This is a genomic window from Rhizobium sp. Root274 (genome assembly GCF_001429245.1).
In the GTDB taxonomy this organism is placed as follows: domain Bacteria; phylum Pseudomonadota; class Alphaproteobacteria; order Rhizobiales; family Rhizobiaceae; genus Allorhizobium.
In genome coordinates this window covers 469359-489921 of record NZ_LMJE01000008.1, presented here as the reverse complement: position 1 = coordinate 489921, position 20563 = coordinate 469359, and the positions used below count along the sequence as shown (strand labels likewise).

General features: G+C 61.4%; 14 protein-coding genes. 7 read left to right on the top strand and 7 right to left on the bottom strand.

Annotated features, from left to right (window positions below):
- Positions 1-210: 210 nt before the first annotated feature.
- The 4 genes from secA (at position 211) to ASE36_RS17450 (ending at position 7106) form a co-directional block, all read left to right on the top strand.
- Complete coding sequence (gene secA, locus ASE36_RS17465; RefSeq protein WP_062282633.1) at positions 211-2910, top strand: preprotein translocase subunit SecA; 2700 nt, start codon at positions 211-213, stop codon at positions 2908-2910.
- A gap of 267 nt (positions 2911-3177) precedes the next feature.
- Positions 3178-4383 (top strand): acyltransferase family protein, encoded by a 1206-nt coding sequence (locus tag ASE36_RS17460; RefSeq protein ID WP_062282631.1) that lies wholly within the window; start codon positions 3178-3180, stop codon positions 4381-4383.
- 60 nt (positions 4384-4443) lie between these two features.
- A complete protein-coding gene (locus ASE36_RS17455) occupies positions 4444-5838 on the top strand; it encodes a lipopolysaccharide biosynthesis protein (RefSeq protein WP_062282628.1) in 1395 nt (464 codons plus the stop codon).
- The gene (locus tag ASE36_RS17450) at positions 5835-7106 is read left to right on the top strand and encodes a GNAT family N-acetyltransferase (RefSeq protein WP_062282625.1); all 1272 of its coding nucleotides are present in this window, start codon (positions 5835-5837) and stop codon (positions 7104-7106) included. The genes ASE36_RS17455 and ASE36_RS17450 overlap by 4 nt, the downstream gene beginning before the upstream one ends.
- A 150-nt stretch (positions 7107-7256) precedes the next feature.
- On the opposite strand, the gene ASE36_RS17445 is transcribed toward ASE36_RS17450, so the two are convergent.
- From ASE36_RS17445 to ASE36_RS17415, 7 genes are all read right to left on the bottom strand, one after another.
- On the bottom strand, positions 7257-8891 hold the full coding sequence (locus ASE36_RS17445; RefSeq protein WP_062282622.1) for an AMP-binding protein: 1635 nt from the start codon (positions 8889-8891) through the stop codon (positions 7257-7259).
- A gap of 262 nt (positions 8892-9153) precedes the next feature.
- A complete protein-coding gene (locus ASE36_RS17440) occupies positions 9154-9585 on the bottom strand; it encodes a hypothetical protein (RefSeq protein ID WP_062282618.1) in 432 nt (143 codons plus the stop codon).
- A gap of 391 nt (positions 9586-9976) precedes the next feature.
- On the bottom strand, positions 9977-11272 hold the full coding sequence (locus tag ASE36_RS17435; protein WP_062282615.1) for an HlyD family type I secretion periplasmic adaptor subunit: 1296 nt from the start codon (positions 11270-11272) through the stop codon (positions 9977-9979).
- On the bottom strand, positions 11269-13119 hold the full coding sequence (locus tag ASE36_RS17430; RefSeq protein WP_082511183.1) for a type I secretion system permease/ATPase: 1851 nt from the start codon (positions 13117-13119) through the stop codon (positions 11269-11271). The genes ASE36_RS17435 and ASE36_RS17430 overlap by 4 nt, the downstream gene beginning before the upstream one ends.
- Positions 13116-13592 (bottom strand): MucR family transcriptional regulator, encoded by a 477-nt coding sequence (locus ASE36_RS17425; RefSeq protein ID WP_062282612.1) that lies wholly within the window; start codon positions 13590-13592, stop codon positions 13116-13118. The genes ASE36_RS17430 and ASE36_RS17425 overlap by 4 nt, the downstream gene beginning before the upstream one ends.
- Positions 13593-13621: 29 nt before the next feature.
- Positions 13622-15154, bottom strand: coding sequence for a phosphomannomutase (locus ASE36_RS17420; protein WP_082511181.1), 1533 nt, complete (start codon positions 15152-15154; stop codon positions 13622-13624).
- Positions 15154-16482, bottom strand: coding sequence for an AGE family epimerase/isomerase (locus ASE36_RS17415; protein ID WP_162255305.1), 1329 nt, complete (start codon positions 16480-16482; stop codon positions 15154-15156). Before ASE36_RS17415 ends, ASE36_RS17420 begins: the two co-directional genes overlap by 1 nt.
- A gap of 524 nt (positions 16483-17006) precedes the next feature.
- Here ASE36_RS17415 and ASE36_RS17410 point away from each other — a divergent pair.
- The 3 genes from ASE36_RS17410 to ASE36_RS17400 all read left to right on the top strand — a co-directional run bounded on the left by ASE36_RS17410 (position 17007) and on the right by ASE36_RS17400 (position 20544).
- On the top strand, positions 17007-17528 hold the full coding sequence (locus ASE36_RS17410) for a Crp/Fnr family transcriptional regulator (protein ID WP_161596988.1): 522 nt from the start codon (positions 17007-17009) through the stop codon (positions 17526-17528).
- 222 nt (positions 17529-17750) lie between these two features.
- Positions 17751-19061 (top strand): nucleotide sugar dehydrogenase, encoded by a 1311-nt coding sequence (locus tag ASE36_RS17405; RefSeq protein WP_062282602.1) that lies wholly within the window; start codon positions 17751-17753, stop codon positions 19059-19061.
- Positions 19045-20544: a glycosyltransferase gene (locus tag ASE36_RS17400; RefSeq protein ID WP_062282599.1), complete on the top strand. Its 1500-nt coding sequence runs from the start codon at positions 19045-19047 to the stop codon at positions 20542-20544. The genes ASE36_RS17405 and ASE36_RS17400 overlap by 17 nt, the downstream gene beginning before the upstream one ends.
- The last annotated feature ends 19 nt before the right edge of the window (positions 20545-20563 follow it).

Below are 20563 nucleotides of genomic sequence, written 5' to 3'. Positions count from 1 at the left end.
GTTCGAATCAGGCAAAAAATTGTCAGACGCCCCACAAAAGCAGGTCTTTCCCATGGCCCTGCGCCGTTGACATCATTCGACCCCCCTCTTATCTGTCACGCAACCTCGCGTCCAGAGTAGTTTCGGGACGCCTTGCGCCTATTCGTCTGTGCTCATAAGGGCCGGAAGACTGGGTCAACGTTATGACGAAGGTCAGAAAGGACCATCGATATGGTCAGTCTTGGTGGACTTGCGCGAAAGATTTTCGGCTCGTCGAACGAACGCCGGGTTCGCTCCTATCAGCCTCAGGTGGCCGCCATTGCCGCGCTTGAAGAGAAGATGAAGGCGCTCTCCGACGCGGAACTTGCGGCAAAGACGGTTGAATTCCGCGCTCAGCTCGCCGCCGGCAAGACGCTTGAAGACATCCTCGTCCCGGCCTTCGCCGTTGCCCGCGAAGGTTCGCGCCGCGCGCTTGGCATGCGTCCTTTTGACGTACAGCTGATCGGCGCGATGATCCTCAACGACAACTCGATCGCCGAAATGAAGACCGGCGAAGGCAAGACGCTGGTCGCGACGCTCGCTGTTTATCTGAACGCGCTCGCCGGCAAGGGTGTTCACGTCGTCACGGTCAACGACTACCTCGCCCGACGCGACGCCGCCACCATGGCCAAGATGTACGGCTTCCTCGGCTTGACTACCGGCGTCATCGTCCATGGCCTGTCCGACGACGAACGCCGCGCGGCCTATGCCTGCGACATCACCTACGCGACGAACAACGAACTCGGCTTCGACTATCTGCGCGACAACATGAAGTATGAGCGCGGCCAGATGGTCCAGCGCGGCCACAACTTCGCGATCGTCGACGAAGTGGACTCCATCCTGGTCGACGAAGCCCGCACGCCGCTGATCATCTCCGGCCCGCTCGATGACCGCTCCGAGCTCTATAATACGATCGACGCCTTCATCCCGGCACTCACGGAAGAAGACTACGAAATCGACGAGAAGCAGCGCTCGGCAAATTTCTCGGAAGTCGGCACGGAAAAGCTCGAAAACCTGCTTCGCGAAGCCGGTCTGCTGAAGGGCGAAAGCCTCTACGACGTCGAAAACGTCGCGATCGTCCACCACATCAACAACGCGCTGAAGGCCCACAAGCTGTTCCAGCGCGACAAGGACTACATCGTCCGCAACGACGAGATCGTCATCATCGACGAATTTACCGGCCGCATGATGCCGGGCCGTCGTTACTCGGAAGGTCAGCACCAGGCGCTCGAAGCCAAGGAAAAGGTCCAAATCCAGCCCGAGAACCAGACCCTCGCCTCGATCACCTTCCAGAACTACTTCCGCATGTACAAGAAGCTGGCCGGCATGACCGGGACGGCGGCAACGGAAGCCGAAGAATTCGGCAATATCTACGGCCTCGAAGTGGTCGAAGTTCCGACCAACCTGCCGATCAAGCGTATTGACGAGGACGACGAGGTCTACCGGACCTTTGACGAGAAGTTCAAGGCGATCATCGAAGAGATCAAGGCCGCCAACGCGCGCAACCAGCCGGTTCTGGTCGGCACCACCTCGATTGAAAAGTCCGAACTGCTCGCCAATATGCTGAGCCAGTCCGGCTTCAAGGACTTCAAGGTCCTGAACGCCCGCTACCACGAACAGGAAGCCTATATCGTCTCCCAGGCCGGTGTTCCCGGTGCGGTTACGATCGCCACCAACATGGCCGGTCGTGGTACCGACATTCAGCTCGGCGGCAACCTCGAAATGCGTCTCGAGCATGAACTGGCCGAGATGGAGCCGGGTCCGGAGCGCGACGCCAAGGCCGAAGCCATCAAGGCCGAGATCGCTGCCTTGAAGCAGAAGTCGCTGGAAGCCGGTGGCCTCTACGTTATCGCCACCGAACGCCACGAAAGCCGCCGCATCGACAACCAGCTGCGCGGTCGTTCCGGCCGTCAGGGCGACCCCGGCCGCTCGAAGTTCTACCTGTCGCTCCAGGACGACCTGATGCGCATCTTCGGCTCCGACCGCATGGACGGCATGCTGCAGAAACTTGGTCTGAAGGATGGCGAAGCGATCGTCCATCCCTGGATCAACAAGGCGCTGGAACGCGCCCAGAAGAAGGTTGAAGCCCGCAACTTCGACATCCGCAAGAACCTTCTGAAGTATGACGACGTCATCAACGACCAGCGCAAAGTGATCTTCGAACAGCGCATCGAGCTGATGGACGCGACCGATGTGTCGGGCACCGTCGCCGACATGCGCCACGAAGTCATCGAGACCATGGTCGGCATCCACGTTCCCCCGAACGCCTATGCCGAACAGTGGGATGTGAAGGGCCTGAAGGAAAAGGTCGCAACCACGCTCAACCTCGACCTGCCGATCGAAGCCTGGGCTGCCGAAGAAGGCATTGCCGAGGACGATATCTACAACCGCCTGATCGAAGCTGCAGACAAGGCCGCCGCAGACAAGGCCGAGCGCTTCGGCGCAGAGCTGATGGCTTATGTCGAACGCTCGGTCGTGCTGCAGACCATTGACAACCTGTGGCGTGAGCACATCGTCAACCTCGACCACCTGCGCTCCGTCGTCGGCTTCCGCGGCTACGCCCAGCGTGACCCGCTGCAGGAATACAAGGCCGAAGCCTTCGAACTCTTCCAGGCCCTGCTCGCCAACCTGCGCGATGCCGTGACCATGCAGATGTCGCGCGTCGAACTGGTCCGCGAAGCTCCGCCGGCGCCGACCCCGCCGCCGATGGAAGGCCACCATCTCGACGCCACCACCGGCGAAGACGATTTCGCCGAAGGCGCCCAGGTTCCCCCGCAGGATCGCAATCCGCAGGACCCGAAGACCTGGGGCACCGTCGGCCGAAACGAGGCCTGCCCTTGCGGCTCCGGCAAGAAATACAAACACTGCCACGGCGCCTTCGAAAGCGTCTGATCCAGGCGCAGACACCGACCAAACCAACCTAGAACGCCCGCGCTAAAAACGCGGGCGTTCTGCATTTTGAAACAACGAAATCGCGCGGGCTCAACATGAAGGCGCCGACGAGGGCGCACAAAGGGCAGTCCTGCCGCCACCCGCCCCGACCCCACCCCTCGCAGGTCCTGCTTGAAGGTTTCTAAACCTTTGACTGCAAGACTGGTGCAAGGATCGGGACGCGGTATTGGCCCCTCCCTCCGAATTCCACGAGACGGGAGCGATGCCATGTCAGTTGCGCCAGGGCGCGAGCATCACTGGGATTCTCTGCGGGCGCTCCTGATGCTGCTCGGCATCCCCTATCATGCCGCCATGGCCTATAACACGCGCGTCCTCTGGGATGTGCAGTCGCTGGAAAAGAGCGAGGCATTGACCTTCCTGAGCGGCTTTCTGGTCACCTTCCGCATGCCCGCTTTCTTCATGGTCGCCGGTTATTTCGCCGCCATGCTGCTCGCCCGCCGGCCGCCCTTGGAATGGCTGCGCGGCCGCTTCGTCCGGCTCGGCGTCCCCTTCTTGACCGGACTTGTTCTCCTTGCACCGCCGCAGTTGTTCTTTGTCGACCTGAAGGATGCCCTGACCGGCGTCATGACCATGCCGCACGCCATGGATAAGGCAGTCTATGATGTGACCCATCCCGGTTTCGGCTGGATCATGCATCTTTGGTTCCTGCCGGCACTGCTCGCCTACAGCACGTTGATTGCGCTGACGCTGGCGCTGGTCCAGGCGAATGGCTGGAGCCCGCAGCTTCGGTCGGCAGGGGATTTGCTCAGGCGCCACGGCGGCTTCGCATTGCCGACAGTGCTGGTCTTCGCCATGCTCTGGGAAGTCGCCATCGCGTTATCGCATGTCTCGCTGCTCGCAATGCCGTCGGGCCTTACCTTCCTGCTCGCCCATGGCGTGGACCCCTATCTGCGATACCTGCCCTTCTTCCTGCTCGGCGTCGTCCTGCGGGCCGTGCCGGACCTGCGGTCCCATCTCGTCTGGCAGGGCGGCTCTATCCTGCCCGCGATCGCTGTCGCCTCTGCCATCGCCGCCTCGCTCCTGCGCGGCCGAACGGGTCTTGCTCTGGAAATTCTCTACAATGCCGCCGATGCCATCGCTGCCATCCTGATGAGCGCCGTCCTGATCGGATGCGCCACCCGCTTCTGGAACAGGCCTAGCCGGACCGTGGACCGCGTCGTCGATGCCTCCTTCACCATCTATCTCCTCCATCATCCCCTGATCTACGCCTTGGTGACCCTCTTCCTCCTGGTCGCCTGGCCTCCAGTCCTCGAGTTTGCAATGGTCTGCATGGCGACCCTTTGCCTCTCCTACGGCGCACACCGCATCCTGCGAAAAAGCCGCCTCGCCCTCTTCCTTTTCAACGGACTTCCGTTGCGGTCCGAAATCGCTTCGAAGGCACCGCCCGCCCCCGTCGAGGGCACACTTCGTTAACCCTGATGTGTCAACACTCACATCACGCCCGTCCCTGTGAGAAGTATTGCGTTCGTCACGATGACTGTTCTGGAAGCAGCGGAGAAATGGTTGCCCGCAGGCCCGGCTCTGGCCCGCGCGCTGCGTGCTGACGATGACCAGTCTCGCGCCCGGCTGATGGCCGTAGTCGCCTTTGCCATCCGGGTATTGAGCGCCGCCATCGCTTTCGTCTCGCAGATCATCCAGGCCCGCCTGATGGGCGAATTCGAATACGGCATCTTCGTCTTCGTCTGGGTTCTGGTCGTGCTGGCCGGCAATTTCTCCTGCCTCGGCTTCCCGACGGCCGTCATCCGCTTCCTGCCGCAATACGATCTCGACAAGGCGGAAGCCGAAATCCGCGGCCTCACCATGACCGCCCGCGTCTTCGCCATGCTGAGTGCCAGCACCTTCGTGCTGATCGGCATGGCAGCGCTTCATCTGTTCGGTGACCGGATCGAAGGCTACTACCTGATCCCGCTCTTCCTCGCACTCTTTGCCCTGCCGATGATCGCGCTCGGCGACGTGCTCGACGGCACGGCCCGCGCCAATCGCTGGCCGGTGGTCGCCATGAGCCCCACCTATATCATCCGCCCAACGCTGATCCTCGTCTTCATGATGGCAGCCGTCAGCCTCGGCGCGCCGGCCTCGGCCACCACCGCCATGCAGGCCGCCCTCGGCGCCACCTATTTAACCACCATCGGGCAGTTCCTCACCGTCGATCGCCGCCTTGTGCGTCGCTACGAGAAGGGTGTCCGCAAGATCGATTTCCTTGCCTGGTTCCGCGTCGCCTTTCCGATCTTCCTGATCGAGGGCTTCGGCTTTCTGCTGACCAATTCCGACGTCATCGTCGTCGGCCTCTACCTGCCGCCAGATCAGGTGGCGATCTATTTCGCCGCCGCCAAGACCATGGCGCTCGTCCAGTTCGTCTTCTTCGCCGTCAAGGCCGGCGCCACGCCGCGCTTCTCCGCACTCATGGCCGAAGGCAATCGCAAGGGGCTCGCCGGTTTCGCCGGGACAGCCGCCCGCTGGACATTCTGGCCTTCGCTTGCCGTCGGCGCACTTGTCCTTCTCCTCGGCGAATTCCTGCTCGGCATGTTCGGACCCGCCTTCACCGCCGGCTACGTGCTGATGGCGATCCTCTTTGCCGGCAACATGGCGAAAGCCATGGTGGGTCCGGCCGAAATGCTGCTCACCATGGCCGGGCGGCAAAAGCTTTGCGTCGGCGTCTATGTGCTGGCGCTTACCACCAATATCAGCCTTAACGTGTCCCTGATCCCGCATCTGGGTCTGGCCGGCGCTGCAACCGCAACCGCCAGCGCCATGGCGGTAGAAGCACTGCTGCTGCATCTGGCCGTACGCCGCGCGCTCGGCGTCGTCGTCTTCGCCTTTGCCGATCCGCTCGCCCTGATCCACAGGATGGAGGCGAAAGCCACATGACCGATCGTCTCTATACCGAAAGCATGAACAGCGGCGCCAACCGCCTGATCGGCAGCCTGACCGGCGGCGACATGCGGCATGGTGCGGAAGCCGAGATTGCGGTCGGCCGCCCCGGCCGCCGCCTGAGCATCTATCCCGGCCAGATGGGATACGACCTACAGGACGAACTGGAGCACCTGACCTACCGCGTCATGGAAGCCAATGTCTTCTTCGCCCCGCGTTTTCTGGCGCCCGCCATGCCACGTCTCGAAGAGCGGCAGGTCCGCCTCGCCGTCATCCGAGACGAGGATGAGCGCCGCTCGCGGCTGCGCATGCTCTTTCCTTACTCAGTTGAAAAGCCCGGTTTTTCCGTCGGCCCCTCGATCATCCGCATCTGGTCCAACCCCTTCGGACCCCTCGGCACACCGCTGCTCGATGCCGAAGGGGCAGCCGAGACGCTGGACAACCTCCTGGAAGTGCTCGGCCGTCCGGAAGTCAAGCTTCCCGGTGTGCTCGTTCTGCCGGATCTCAGGCTCGACGGCCGTTTTGCCCAGCTCGCCCGCGCCGTTGCCATCAGCCGCGACCTGCCGCTGACCGTCACCACCACCTATGAACGCCCGATGCTGGAAAGCCTGGACGACGGCGAAACCTATCTGCGCGCGTTGCTCAACAAGAACCACCTGCGCGAGATGCGCCGCCAGTTCCGCCTGCTCTGCGAGATCGGCTCCGTCACCTACAATGTCGCCCGCCAGCCCGAGGAAATTCGCGTGCGCATGGAAGAATTCCTCGCGCTTGAAGCGAGCGGCTGGAAGGGGCGCAAGCGCACCGCCATGGTCAACGACCGCCTGCGCGCTGCCTTCGCCCGCGAAGCCATCACCAATCTTGCAGAAGCCGATCAGGTCCGCATTCACACGCTTGACCTTGACGGTCGGGCAATTGCCTCGATGGTGGTCTTCATCATGGCCGGCGAGGCCTATACCTGGAAGACGGCCTTTAACGAGACCTATGCCCGCTTCTCGCCGGGCAAGCTGCTGGTCGCCGATCTCACCGAATGGCATCTCGACGACGCCAATATCAGACGCACCGACAGCTGCGCCATGCCGGACCATCCGATCATGGCGCGCTTCTGGAAAGAGCGGGAACCCATGGGCACGCTGGTGATTGGCCTGCGCTCCAACACCGACCGCGACGTGCGCCAGGTGGGCGCCCAGCTGCACATGTATCGCAACACCCGCAACATCGCCCGCATCCTGCGCGACAAGGTGCTGAACCGCCGCTTCGGCGGCTGATGAGAGCCGTTCATTTGTAAATGGGATCAGTTCTGTTGGCTGAAACGGAGCCGGATGGTGACCGGCCGGCGCGTGTCGTAGCCACAGCCTACGGCCAAGCCGGCCGGTCGATCAGGCGGCCGAACTGCCTCCATTTCAAAACGAGCGGCTCTAGCTCGCCTTGGCGATCTCGCCATCGCGCAGAGAGCGCCGGATCACCTTGCCGCTGGTGGTCAGCGGAAGCTCACCGACGAATTCGATCTCGCGCGGATATTCATGCATCGACAGCCGGTGTTTTACCCAGTCCCGGATCTCGGACGCCAGCACCTCGCTTGGCGCAAAACCCGGCTGCAGCACGACGAAGGCCTTGACGATCTCGGTCCTCAAGGCATCCGGCTTGCCGATGACGGCCGCCAGCCGCACGGCTGGATGGCCGCTCAAACAGTCCTCGATCTCCGCCGGCCCGATGCGGTAACCCGACGAGGTGATGACATCGTCGTCACGGCCGAAGAACTGCACATAGCCCTCCGCGTCCTGCCGCCCGAGATCCCCGGTCTTCATCCAGTCGCCGACGAATTTCGCCTCGGTCGCCTCGGGATTGTTCCAGTAGCCGAGAAACATCACCGGATCCGGCCGCCGCACCGCGACCTGCCCCGTCTCGCCAGCCGGCAGAACCCGACCCTGATCATCGATGATCGCCACCTCATGCCCCGGTACCGCCTTGCCGATGAAACCACCCTTCGTCACACCCAGATGCGCCGCCGAGGACAGGACGAAATTGCATTCCGTCTGGCCGTAGAATTCGTTGGGTACGATGCCGAGCGCCGATTTCACCCATTCATAGGTCTCGCGCCCGAGCGATTCTCCCGCCGATCCGATGCTGCGCAGGACAAGGTCATAGCGCGCCCGTGGGTTCTCCACCGCCTTCAGCAATCTGAGCGCGGTCGGCGGAATGAAGGCGTTCCTGACCTTCATCTCGGCCATGATCCGGAAAGCCATATGCGGATCGAATTTCTGCGCGGGCGACGAGACGACGGGCACGCCCAGCATAAGGGCCGGCAGCAGCGCGTTGAGCAGCCCGCCCGCCCAGGCCCAGTCCGACGGCGTCCAGATCTTGTCACCCGGCTGCGGCAGAAATTCATGCGCCAGCTGGAAACCGGGAATATGTCCCGCCAGCACTCGATGGCCATGCAGCGCCCCCTTAGGCGGCCCCGTGGTGCCGGACGTGTAGATCATCAGGGCCGGCTCATCAGGACCGCTCTCGACCACGTCGAAGACCGAAGGCTGCCCATCCAGAAGGTCGGCAAAGCCCACGACACCCTGCGCGGGCCCGTCGATCGAGACGATCGCGCGCAAGCCGGTAAGCCGCGCTCGGATCGGCTCAAGCCGCGACAGGCCGAAAGCATTGGTCATAACGACGCTCGCGCCGGCATCCTTCAGCCGATATTCCAGCGCCTCTTCGCCGAACAAAAGCGCCAGCGGCAGCGCGATCGCCCCCATCTTGTAGATCGCCACATGGGCGATGACCGTCTCGAAACACTGCGGCAGAAGCAGTGCAACCCGATCGCCGCGCCGGACCCCGAGGCTGCACAGGGCATGGGCAAACTGCGCCGATTGCGCGGCAAGCGCGCCATAGGTCATCGAGAGATGCTGGCCATCGGGAGAAAAGTGTTCGAGGCAAACCCGATCCGGCGCCTTCGCCGCCCAGTCGTCCGCCACCGTCAGGCCGATGTTGAAATCCGAAGGAATCTCCCAACGGAAATCGCGGCGGAGATCGTCGAAACTATCGCGAGGTGCAAGCAGCATGGCCAGGGGTCCGTGTCCTCATGCCGGCTGTGCTAACATTCATCTCGCAAGCGCACAATGTTTCTGCTGCAACAGCGTAAACACGAGCATTGTGCACACGACTTCGGAATTGCAGAGATCTCCGCCTCGGCAGGGCACCCGACGTGTCATCACGCTGATTGAAGTTATGTTGCATGGCGCAGGCACCAAGGCTCTACGCCAGGACCTGGTCCAGTTGATCCAGGCTTGCTTCTCCCACCCATCAGGGCAGCGGGTGACCTGATCAGGCCTTGGCAGTCGCTGCAACGGCCCGCAGATGCGCGACCAGTGTCTGCAATTCGCCAGCCCGAACCATCTGCGCCGGCGTGCGGCCGTCGAGTTCGGCGATATGGTGGCTGCGATACCATTTTTCCGCGGCAGGACCACGACCAAGGAATCGGGCAGCAAGCGACAGAACGAACGTCTTCGCCTCGGTCGGCGAGACCGCATTGGCTTCGATCGCTGCATCGACCCGTGCTATCGCTGCCTTGGCAGACTGCTGCTTCAACGTCTGCCGCAGCGCCACCGCCTTCGGCGCAATCGGCGCCACGATCTTCACCTTCGCCTCACCCGAGGCTGCCGCAGCACCGGGCTTGACCTTGGGCAACAATCCCGCATCGATCGTCACCTGCTTCACGGGCTGCGAAATGCGGATCTTCTTGCCGGACGTCGTCATGTCTCTGCCTTCCGTCGAATTCGTTTGATGGGCGCGACCACACGCTCAAGCCTACACTCCGCATCACGGGCGCAGGGCTAGTGTGGAGTGAGCACTACCAGTTCGTCACCGGCTCTTCAACCAATCGACAGATCCAAAGCGCAATGGACACTCCCAACTCAAGGCTTGGCGATGGTGGAAACAGACCATCAAGCGGCAGTGCCCGTACCATGATGCCTTCCCCCTCTGAGGCAAGTCGGAAACTCCGTGGCTGCCGACGATCGTCCCCCAAATCCCGGCACACCAGCCCAACCCTTGCAAACGCAAAGGGGAGACGTGGAATGCCGCGCAACGCCAGATCGCTCTGTATGCCGCGGATGATGGCAGCAGATCGGCGCAGCCTGTCAGTCGCCTATTCGGACCGGAACGCTTTGGAGAAAAAGTCCGTGAAAGGCTTGGTCAGATAGGATGCGACGGTACGGTCATTCGTACGCAAAAAGGCCTCCACGGGCATACCCGGCTTGAGCGCCAGCGCATCGCCATCATGCTCGAGTGTCAGCCGCGCCTCGTAATAGGCCGCCCGGCTCTGCGGGTCGATGACGAGATCGGGCGAGATACGCTCGATGGTGCCTTGAAGCTCAGGCGTCAGGCGCTGGTTGAAGGCGGGAAAGCGCAGAAAGGCGCCCTGTCCCATATGCACCTGGTCAATGTCCTGCGGCGAGATCCGCACGTCCGCCACCAGCAGGTCCGACTGTGGCACGATCAGCATGAGCGTTTCCTGCGCGAGAATGACCCCGCCGATCGTATGGATGCTGAGCTGATGAATGGTGCCGTCTTGTGGTGCGCGAATATCCAGTCGCCGCAACTGATCTTCCGCCGCGACCTTCCGCTCCTTCAGTTCCGACAGCGCGGAACTGACATCATTCAATTCCTTCGCCACGTCTCCCCGAAGCTGTTGGTCGATCTGGAAAATCTCAAGATTGGTCTCGGAAATACGCGCTTTCGCCTGTGCGATATTGGCCCGGATGCCGGCCAGCTCTCCGTCGAGATCGGCCTTTTCCCGCTGTGCCATATTCAGCCGCGAATACTGGACCAGCTTCTGCGCCCACATCTTTTGCGCCAGCGCGAGATCCTTTCGCGCCAGATCGACCTGCACGTCCATCGCCACCGCTTGTTCTTGAAGCCCGGTGACCTGTTCGCTGAGCTGGACGATCCGTTCCTGTAGCTGAGCCTTCTGACCATCCCTTGCCTCCCGGCGGAGCGAGAAGGCCCGGGTCTCGTTCGTCAGAATATGACGCACACTTTCGTCTCCGGCGCGCGCCAGCAACTCTGCATCAAATGCGATCGCGTCTTGGCCGTCTCGCTCCGCCAGAAGCCGCCCCCGCTTGGCCACGAGTTCGTCCAGCGAATTGCTGACGATTGCGAGATTGGCCTTGGCTACCGTTGCGTCCAGCCGCGCCACGAGATCTCCAGCCCGCACCCTCTGCCCGTTGGAGACGAGAATCTCGGCCACCGTCCCCCCGGCCGGATGCTGGACCTTCTTGACCTCCGAATTGACCACGACCGTACCGCCCGCAATCACCGCCCCTGAGATTTCGACGGTGGCCGCAACGCCGCCTCCAGCCGTCAGCAAGGCCAATGCCGCCGTTGCCACCATGAGATTGCTGCGGATCGACCGAACAAGCCGATGCGAACGGTCCGAACTCATGCACGCTCTCCCATCGCACTGAGCGGCTTGACGATGCCCCCGGCATCCGGGCCCGTCCCCTCGCGGTTATCTTCAGCTGCGCCTCCGCCAGACTGTCCCGCTCTCGGGGACACGTCCGGGCTCGGATGAGGCGAAGCCGGCACCGGGCGAATGAGATCTCGCTTGCGCTCCAGCATCTGTGTCTGACCATCACTGACCAGCATGACCTGATCGCAAGCATCAAGCGCGCTTGCCCGGTGGGCGATCACGATGGCGATCCCGCCCCGGGCCCGCACGCTGCGGATCGCCGATGTCAGCGCCGCCTCACCCGCCTGGTCAAGGTTGGAATTCGGCTCGTCCAGCACAACCAGGAAAGGATCCCCGTACAGCGCCCGCGCAAGACCGATACGTTGCCGCTGTCCGGTCGAAAGCACATTGCCGCCTTCGCCGATCTGCGTGTCGTAGCCGTCGGAAAGGCGCAGGATCAACTCGTGCACACCGGCCGCCTTAGCCGCTGCGATGATCGCTTCGCTTGTGGCAGCCGGATCGAAGCGGGCAATGTTTTCCGCCACACTGCCTGACAGAAGCTCGAGATCCTGGGGCAGGTAACCGATATGCCGAGAGAGCATCTGCGGCTCGAAGTGTTCGAGCAGAGTTCCATCCAGCCGGATGGAGCCTCGGGTGGCGGGCCAGGCACGCACCAGCACACGCGCCAGGGTCGACTTCCCCGCAGCACTCGGCCCCACCACTGCCAGGGCCGAGCCCGCCTGCAAACTGAAACCCGCATTGTGAACAATGAGGCTGGAGCCGCCGGGTGCCACCATCGCCAGGTTTTCGACATCCAGTCGTGCCACCGGCGCCGGCAATTCCAGTCTTTCAGAAGGAACTTGACCGCCAAAGGCCTTCGAAAGGCGCCGCCAGCTCTGGCTTGCCGCAATGAACGTCCGCCAATGGGCGATCGACACCTCGACCGGTGCAAGCGCCCGCGACACCAATATGCCGCTGGCAACGATCATGCCGGAACTCACTTCACCCTTGATGAACAGGAAGGCGCTCAGAGCCAGGATAGCGGATTGAAGAAACATCCGGAATGCCTTGGACATAGCCCCGAAACCGGAAGCGACATCGCTCAGGGAAAGCTGGCTGTCGACAAAGGCGCCATTAAGCCCGGACCATCGGCGGGCCAAGTGTGGCATCATCCCCAGCACCCGCACGGCCTCTGCATTACGTGAGGTTGCTTCCGCCATGCTCGATTTCTGGATCGACAGCACTGTCGCCACGTGCGACGTGCGGCGGGAGGACAGGTCGGTCGCCAATGTCAGGCACAACAAGACCAGTGCACCTGTCAGCGCCGCCACCCCGATCCAGAAATGGAAGACGAAACAGATCAGCATGTAGAGGGGAATCCAGGGCAGATCGAAGAGGGCGCTCGGTCCCGGTCCGCCTAGGAAGGAGCGGATTTGGTCCATGTCGCGTAGCGGCTGAAGCCCTTCGGCACTCGTGCGCGATCGAAGGGGGCTTTCGGCCGTCATGGCGAAGCAGGCTTCGCTCGCCATGCTGTCGACATAGGCCCCAATCCGCGCCAGGATCCTGTTGCGAAGGAGGTCGAGCATGCCTTGGCAGGCATAAAGGCCACTGAGGATGACCAACAGCGCAACGAGGGTTGGCACGCTCCGGCTCGGCAGCACCCGGTCATAGACTTCCAACATGAACAATGGACCGCTGAGGAAGAGCACGTTGATCAGGGCACTGACCAGAGCAACGCCAAAAAAGGCGCTCCGGCAACGGGAAAGCGCCTCCAGAAGCCAGGGTCGCCGGGCTCCGGTTTCCGCGGAAAAAGCGACTGTCGGGGATCCGGTCCGGCTCATGTCTGCTCCTCTCCCGTCTGCAGGCGGGGCTTGCGCGGTCGACCGCGCTGACGTTTGCCAAGCCCCGTGGCCTTGGCCATGTCCGACCGTTGCGCCGCATAGACAGGGGACGTGACCGGATAATCCGGCGGCAGATTCCACCGCATGCGATAGGCCTCGGGGGTGAGCTGATGCTGCGCCGAAAGATGTCGTTTCAGCGCCCGGAAAGCCTTGCCGCATTCCAGGCAGACCAGCCGTTCACCCCCCTGCGCATCCATCGAAACGGTGTTCCCCAGCGGCTCCGGCTTAAGGTTGGAAAGCCCGAGCACCGTCCTGTGGGTCTGTTCCAAGAGACTGGCAAGCTGCGCAGGCGGCACGATGTGATTGGTGACATATGCTCGCACCAGATTGACGGTCAGCGCCACGGCACTTGCCGGAGAAACATCCTCGGCCGCTCCCTCGGGAAGCTCCTCCGGCAGTAGATCTCTTTGCATTGTCGCACAGCATTTCTGCCGCCCCGGAATTAGCGTTGAATGTGCAAGGTTTGCTTGCTGTTGAGTTGAGTACGTGCGGCTTCGATGCCCCAAGAAAGCAGTTTGACCGCGCGCTCTTTCGTCTGTGCCTCAACATAACATCGTAATTCCGGTGCGTTGCCAGAGGCCCGGTAATGCACGACGGAGCCGTCATTGAGACTAAACCGCACGCCATCCAGGCGGTCGACGGCGCGGATGCCGCCCACCGTTTTGAAATAGGCGTCCGAGAAGGTCACGTCCTGCGAAATCTGGTCGAGAAAATCCTGCGACAACGATGACGGTATGTCCTTGAGACGATCCGCCAGCGCATATCCCACGGGCAAGTCTCCGATGATGGCCGAAAGTGGCTTTTCCCACTTTGCGATCGCCAGCAGGCAGGCCAGGATCGGCAACATCGCATCCCGCGTCGGCAGGCGGGTGAGCGCCCGCCCCTGCCAGATCGCATCCGAACCCAGCAAGACGCCGCCATTGGCCTCAAAACCGATGATCCCGGCCTTCCCTGAGATGGCCGCAGTCTCCATGGCGGCTATGACGAAGGGCGAACCGACACGGGTGCGAACCACTTCGCCGGACCCTCCGGCGCGCTCGACCACGCTCCCGGACGTCACCGGAGTGACAATCGTTTGCAGCTCCAGGAGTTTGGCGGTGAGCAAGCCAAGCACGTCACCCCGCATGATCACGCCCGTTTCGTCGGCGACAAGCGGCCTGTCTGCATCGCCATCCGTCGAGACGACCGCATCGAATTGACCCGTACGCGCGATCTCCGCGATGTACCCGACCATCTCGGGTTCGTGCGCTTCCGTATCCACTGGAATGAAGTGCGCAGCCCGGCCGAAAGCCGCAACCTCGGCGCCAAGCCCACGCAGAATGTCCACCATCAGGTCACGGGCAACCGAACTGTGTTGGTAAACCGCCACCCGCCGACCGGCGAAACTTTGCGGACCGAAGACGTCGACATATCGCGCCACATATGCAGCATTGACCGATAGCGTCTGGAGATCTTTCCCGACCGCTGCCTGTGAAAGACTGTCGAGAACGGCGTCGCCGAGTGACGCCACCTGTGCCGCAATCGCAGCCTCATCCGCCTTCGAGATCTCGCCATGCGGCAGATAGAATTTCAACCCGTTGCGATCATCGGGAATGTGGCTCCCCGTCACCATGATGGCCGGGCAACCGCGACGGATGGCCTCAAGCGCAAGGGCCGGAGTGGGCACAGCGCCGCAATCCACCGCCGTCAATCCCGTGTACCCGATGGCCGCACGGCAGTCCTCTGATATCGCCAGGCTGCTGGACCGTAGGTCGCGGCCCACCAGCACCTCCCTCGTCTGCGGCGCAAGCGCCATGGCGTGACGAACGAAGCCGAGCGCGTAGGCCCGTGAGGGCAAGCCGACCAGATCGGCAACCAGCCCCCTCAGCCCAGAGGTCCCGAATTTCAAATCCCCGGAAAGTGAAGTGGAAAGACCGACCGGAGCGAAGCCGACGGTTGGTGACGGAGACAGTGCGGGGAACGAGAGGGCGCCCATCACAACATCCCCATGATGATACCGGCCGGCATCGGCGAGGGCACCTCAGCCTTGTCGCCATATCGATCCAGCGCGCCTGTAACGGTCTGCCGCTCCAGATACCGCATGAGCTCTCCAAGGGCGCAGATGATGTGATAAAGCGAACTCGCCGGCGCGGGGCCTGCGTTGAAGCTTCCATCCTCCAACATCACGTCGTGCCAGGTCCCCCGGGCATCAACATCGAGATAGGCGAACAGGCCACGGCAGGCCTCGAGCGCGTTCTGCTCGGCCGACCAACGGCCTTGGCCTTCACGCACGTCCGCAAGCGCAAGCCAAGCCTTCAGCCGTTCTGTCTGCGGCCAAAGCCTTGCCTTGCCGTCCGCGATCAAACCATCCGACCACACCTCGTTAACCGCCACCCGACGGACGGGGTCGACCCCATGCTGTTCGGCAAAGGCGATCATGCGCTCCGCCCGGTCACCTATCTTCCCGCCGGTCGCCTGAGACCAGCGGATCAAGAGCCAGGCCCATTCGAAGTTGTGGCCTGGCTCGATCCGAGACCGGCCGTCCTCGTCGATCACGCTCCAGTCGGCATGGAAAAACTCACGCACGACGCCGTGGTCGGGGTCATAAAAGCGGCTTTTGAACAGGGCAACGATCTCGTCCGCCAGCATCCGCCACGTCGGATTGGCGTCCAGCTCCATCCAGGCCAGCGCGGCCTCAAGCAGGTGCATATGGGGGTTTGAACGCAGAGGATAAGGTGCCGCCGTATGGTCCTTAAAACCGCCGGCGTCATGCCCGAGCCGCTCCTTAAGACTGGCCAGCGTCAGGAGCGCCCGCCGCCGGTAATCCTCGTCCTGCAGATGTGCGAAGGAATGGGCATAGGCAAACAGCAGAAAGGCCTGATCGTAAAGATGATGGTCCTGGTCGACCAGGCTGTCGTCATCACTGAGCCCATGGAACAGCAGACCGTCTGGAGCACTGTAATTGAGTAGGAAGCGATAGCCGTGACGCAGGCACGCCGCAGCCGCGGTCTTGTTCCAGCCCAATCGGGCCGCCTCGCAGAAACTATAGATCTGCCGGGCCGTCACCCGGACCCGCCGGGCGGAAGTCGGAATCCGGCCCTCTTGAGATATACTTTCGCAAAAACCGCCTCTCATCCGATCAATTCCGACCGTAGACCAAAGAGGCAATATATCCTCGAACAGCATTCGGCGGAATTGGAAGCCGGCGTCTTCGAGTGTCAGTGTAAAATCAACATTCGAATTGAAATTGAGTCTATTCCAGGCTGAATTGCCGCGCATTCTCTCACTCCACCCATACGGAAGGAGCTTATCGTTACCAATCAATTAATCGATCCGTCGTTTATCTGAGTTAATGAAAACAGAAAAACATTTCGAAAAGACTCTATTTACGGACTTGTTCATATGTCCAGATTTCGTATCATCTAGTCACGAGCAGTGCGGACGGCAGGCACAAAATTACTTATTGCGATAGACAGCGAAGTTTCGGTCTCTGACCGGAGAATGCTATAAAAAGACCCAGGGGAAACATTCAAGAGAACAGGACACAGTTTGCTCATAACTGAGCATGCTTTGTACCTGAGAGTATTTGTGCGCCGAGATCAGCGGCGAATGGACATCATGAAAGTGCATTGATTTTCAATGGGATATGTTGGCGTTGGGGAAGTCAGAAAATGCATCATGTATCACCTTTTATGCGGCGCGTGGGACAACTGCTGCCGTCGTCTGGTCGGACAAGCCCGGTCTTGGAATCGGTCGGATTTCGCTCGACATGCCTGGAAAAGGGCAGTGAAATCTTAGGCGCAGGCAAAACGGTGCGGCATGTCCTGACCATTGGACACGGCCTGGCCATGCGCTACCGCCTTCTGCCTGACGGCAGCAGGCAGGTCATCATGTTCCTTGCTGCGGGCGACATCTGCAATCCGCATATTTATCCGACCGTGATGGATCATGGCATCGCTGCCGTTACAGCAGTTCGCATCGACCGCTTTGACTGCGAGAGCCTGATCGGCCTCAGCAACAGCGTCGTCGGCCTCAATCAGGCTCTTTGGACCCTGGCGGAAGAGCAGAACGCAATCATGCGCAATCATATCACCAGCCTGGGGCGCAGCGATGCGCGCGCCCGCGTCATCATGCTGCTCAAGGAGCTGTCGCTCAGGCTGTCGGTCGCAGGCGGTCAAGCCGGACCCGTCTTCATTCCCGTGACGCAATCCCTTTTGGCGGATGCGATCGGCCTCACCCATATCCATTTCAACCGCATCATCGGAGACATGGGGAAACGCGGCATCATCGCCACCAGCCGAGGCGGAATTCTGGTGAACAGCATCTCCAAGCTGGAGAAGCTTGGCGAAGAGTTGGTCGCTGCCGCCTGACGCCTTCATGGCTCGGCTGGATCTCATTCGAGCGCTTCCAGCGCGGGCCGATCTCGACGAACTTGGCTATTGAAAATAGATTTACCGCGAGGAACGGCTCCTCGGGGTAAATATTTGCATCTGTAAAATTAAGCGGCGATAAATTTGAGTTTTACTTAACAAATGTTGATGTGATTAACATTTATATTTGCTTAACTCAGGCTCTATACAAAGGAGCTGAGCATGAAGATCAGTATATTTGGTGCCGGCTATGTCGGCGCAGTGTCAGCCGCATGCCTGGTGAAGGAGGGCCACCACGTTACGGCGGTCGATCCGGATCCCAACAAGATCGGCCCGCTGATGGCGGGGAAGTCGCCCATCATCGAACCGGGCCTTGAGGAGATCATTCGCGATGGCGTTGCCTCCGGCAGGCTGACCGCGACGCATGACGCCGCAGCCGCTATCGCAGCGACCGACCTGTCGCTGATCTGCGTCGGCACTCCATCCCTGCCCGATGGCAACCTCAACACCGAATATCTCAAGCGCGTCGCCGAAGACATTGGCGCAGCAATCAAGCTGAAGAACACGTTCCATTCGGTTGTCGTGCGCTCAACCTGCCTGCCCGGGACCACGGAAAGCGTTGTCATCCCAGCACTTGAAGCCGCCTCCGGGATGAAGGCCTCCGAAGATTTTGGCATCGCTTATCTGCCGGAATTCTTGCGCGAAAGCACAGCCATCAAGGATTACTACGATCCCGGCGTCATCGTCTTCGGCGCGTCCGACAAATTTACACTGGACCGGCTCGAAGCAATCCATGCCCCGATCAACCGGCCAAAATTCGTCGTCGATATTAAGACTGCCGAGGGCATCAAATACACCAACAATGCCTGGCATGCGCTCAAGATCAGCTTCTCCAACGAGATCGGCAACATCCTGAGCAAGGCCGGCATCGACAGCCACGTCGCCCTCGACATTCTCTGCGCGGACGACCGGCTGAACATCTCCAAGGCCTACCTTACCCCCGGCTTCGCCTTCGGCGGCTCCTGCCTGCCCAAGGATCTGCGCGCCCTGATCAGCATGTCGCGCCGCCAGGGCACCCCGGCACCGCTGCTTGAGGCAACGCTCTCGGCCAACGAGGTACAGATCAATCGCGCCTACAGCCTGATCGCCAACCAGGGCAGCCGCAAGGTCGGCATCGTCGGCCTGAGCTTCAAGCCGGATACCGATGACCTGCGCGAAAGTCCGCTGGTCGAGCTCGCTGAGCGCCTTTACGGCCGCGGGTACCAGATCAAGATCTTCGATCCGAACATCCGGATGAACCGTCTGACCGGTGCCAATGCGAGCTTCGTCAGTGCCCGCCTGCCGCATCTGGCCGAACTGCTCAACGAGGACATCGAATCGGTCCTGTCGGACTCCGACGTCATCGTGGTTGGAAACCGGGCCGAAATGAATGGTTCGCTGAAGCGGGTCAAACCCGAGACCCACATCATCGACCTGGTCCGCGTCGACAAGACGCTGCGCAGTGAAGGCAATTATCATGGCATCTGCTGGTGACTTCACCTACAGCCCGGTCGCACATGTCCTGATGGTGCTGGGCATAGCTGTGGCAGCGACATCGCTGCCCAGCCAGGCCTATGCCATCATTGACAGCAAGACCGGGCTGGCCATCGGCCTGATCGGCGCCTGGCGCTATGGCTGGGGCATCCTGCACTTCCTGCGCGGCGCCCTCTACCGCGCTTATGTCTATCCACGCATGAAGCGCGCGGCGATGGCCGAAAAGCGGGAGGGCTTTGCCTCCTACTTCCTGGTCACCAGCTTCCGCATTCCAACGGAAACGACGATCGAAGTGTACCGTGCCGCCTTCGCCGCCGCACTCAAGGCGCCAGGGCCTGCGACCGTGGTCGCATCGATCGTCGATCTGTCGGATCAGCGCATCATCAAGAAACTTTATGCCGCGATGGTGGCCGACACGGATCCGGTCGATCTCGTGATCGTGCGGATCGATGGCAGCGGCAAGCGCGATGCACTTGCCTCGGGATTTCGCGCCATCGCCCGCCTCTTCCCCGCCCCAGATGCAATGGTCGCGGTGATCGATGGCGACAGCGTCGTCCCCGACGACCTCGTCGAGAAATGTGCCCCTTTCTTCCACGATCCGAAGGTCGGCGCGCTCACCACCGATGAATTCGCCGAGGTGCGCGGCAAATGGATCTTCCAGCAGTGGTATGCCTTGCGTTTTGCCCAGCGCCACATCCTGATGTCGTCGATGGGCCTGTCGCGCCGGGTCCTGACGCTCACTGGGCGCATGTCGATGTTCCGCGCCTCGATCATCTGCAATCCCGACTTTGTCGCCCAGGTCGAGGTCGATTTTATCGACCACCCCAGGCTCGGACGCTTCAAGTTTTTGACCGGCGACGACAAGTCGAGCTGGTTCTGGCTGCTGCGCAACGGCTACCAGATGCTCTATCTGCCCGACGTCATGGTCAAGACCATCGAGGATCCGCCGACGGAAAGTTTCTTCGGTTCCGCCGCCATGCTGATGGTTCGCTGGTATGGCAATATGCTGCGCACCAACCGCCGCGCGCTCGCGCTCGGCCCGCGCCGGATCGGCTACTTCGTCTGGTGGGCCATCCTCGATCAGCGAATGTCGATGTGGACCTGCCTGATCGGTGCGACCAGCGCCATCCTTGCCACCCTGCTGATCTCGCCCTTCACCATCCTGGTTTATGGCGTCTGGATCCTGGCATCACGCTACGCGATCACACTTTCGCTCTTCACCGCCCGCCGCCAGATATCCGTCGTTGCGCCACTGCTGCTTTATTTCAACCAGATCTTCGGGTCGGCGATGAAGGTCTTCATCTTCTTCCACCTCGATCGGCAGAAGTGGACCCGCCAGAACACGACACTGGCCAAGGCAGACCGCAGCTGGCTCGTCAGCTACCGCAAGTTTGAATCCAAGCTCTACCAGTCGGTCAGCATTCTCGCGCTGATCACCGCCTGCAGCGTGATGATCGGCATCACCACCATGTCCCGTCTTTGAACACGAAACGGAGTCTCGA

What these genes read in the sequence shown, in the direction of transcription:
- secA (WP_062282633.1), top strand. Translation starts at nt 211, where the DNA reads ATGGTCAGTCTTGGTGGACTTGCGCGAAAGATTTTCGGCTCGTCGAAC.
- ASE36_RS17460 (WP_062282631.1), top strand. Translation starts at nt 3,178, where the DNA reads ATGTCAGTTGCGCCAGGGCGCGAGCATCACTGGGATTCTCTGCGGGCG.
- ASE36_RS17455 (WP_062282628.1), top strand. Translation starts at nt 4,444, where the DNA reads ATGACTGTTCTGGAAGCAGCGGAGAAATGGTTGCCCGCAGGCCCGGCT.
- ASE36_RS17450 (WP_062282625.1), top strand. Translation starts at nt 5,835, where the DNA reads ATGACCGATCGTCTCTATACCGAAAGCATGAACAGCGGCGCCAACCGC.
- ASE36_RS17445 (WP_062282622.1), bottom strand. Translation starts at nt 8,891, where the DNA reads ATGCTGCTTGCACCTCGCGATAGTTTCGACGATCTCCGCCGCGATTTC.
- ASE36_RS17440 (WP_062282618.1), bottom strand. Translation starts at nt 9,585, where the DNA reads ATGACGACGTCCGGCAAGAAGATCCGCATTTCGCAGCCCGTGAAGCAG.
- ASE36_RS17435 (WP_062282615.1), bottom strand. Translation starts at nt 11,272, where the DNA reads ATGAGTTCGGACCGTTCGCATCGGCTTGTTCGGTCGATCCGCAGCAAT.
- ASE36_RS17430 (WP_082511183.1), bottom strand. Translation starts at nt 13,119, where the DNA reads ATGAGCCGGACCGGATCCCCGACAGTCGCTTTTTCCGCGGAAACCGGA.
- ASE36_RS17425 (WP_062282612.1), bottom strand. Translation starts at nt 13,592, where the DNA reads ATGCAAAGAGATCTACTGCCGGAGGAGCTTCCCGAGGGAGCGGCCGAG.
- ASE36_RS17420 (WP_082511181.1), bottom strand. Translation starts at nt 15,154, where the DNA reads ATGGGCGCCCTCTCGTTCCCCGCACTGTCTCCGTCACCAACCGTCGGC.
- ASE36_RS17410 (WP_161596988.1), top strand. Translation starts at nt 17,007, where the DNA reads ATGCGCTACCGCCTTCTGCCTGACGGCAGCAGGCAGGTCATCATGTTC.
- ASE36_RS17405 (WP_062282602.1), top strand. Translation starts at nt 17,751, where the DNA reads ATGAAGATCAGTATATTTGGTGCCGGCTATGTCGGCGCAGTGTCAGCC.
- ASE36_RS17400 (WP_062282599.1), top strand. Translation starts at nt 19,045, where the DNA reads ATGGCATCTGCTGGTGACTTCACCTACAGCCCGGTCGCACATGTCCTG.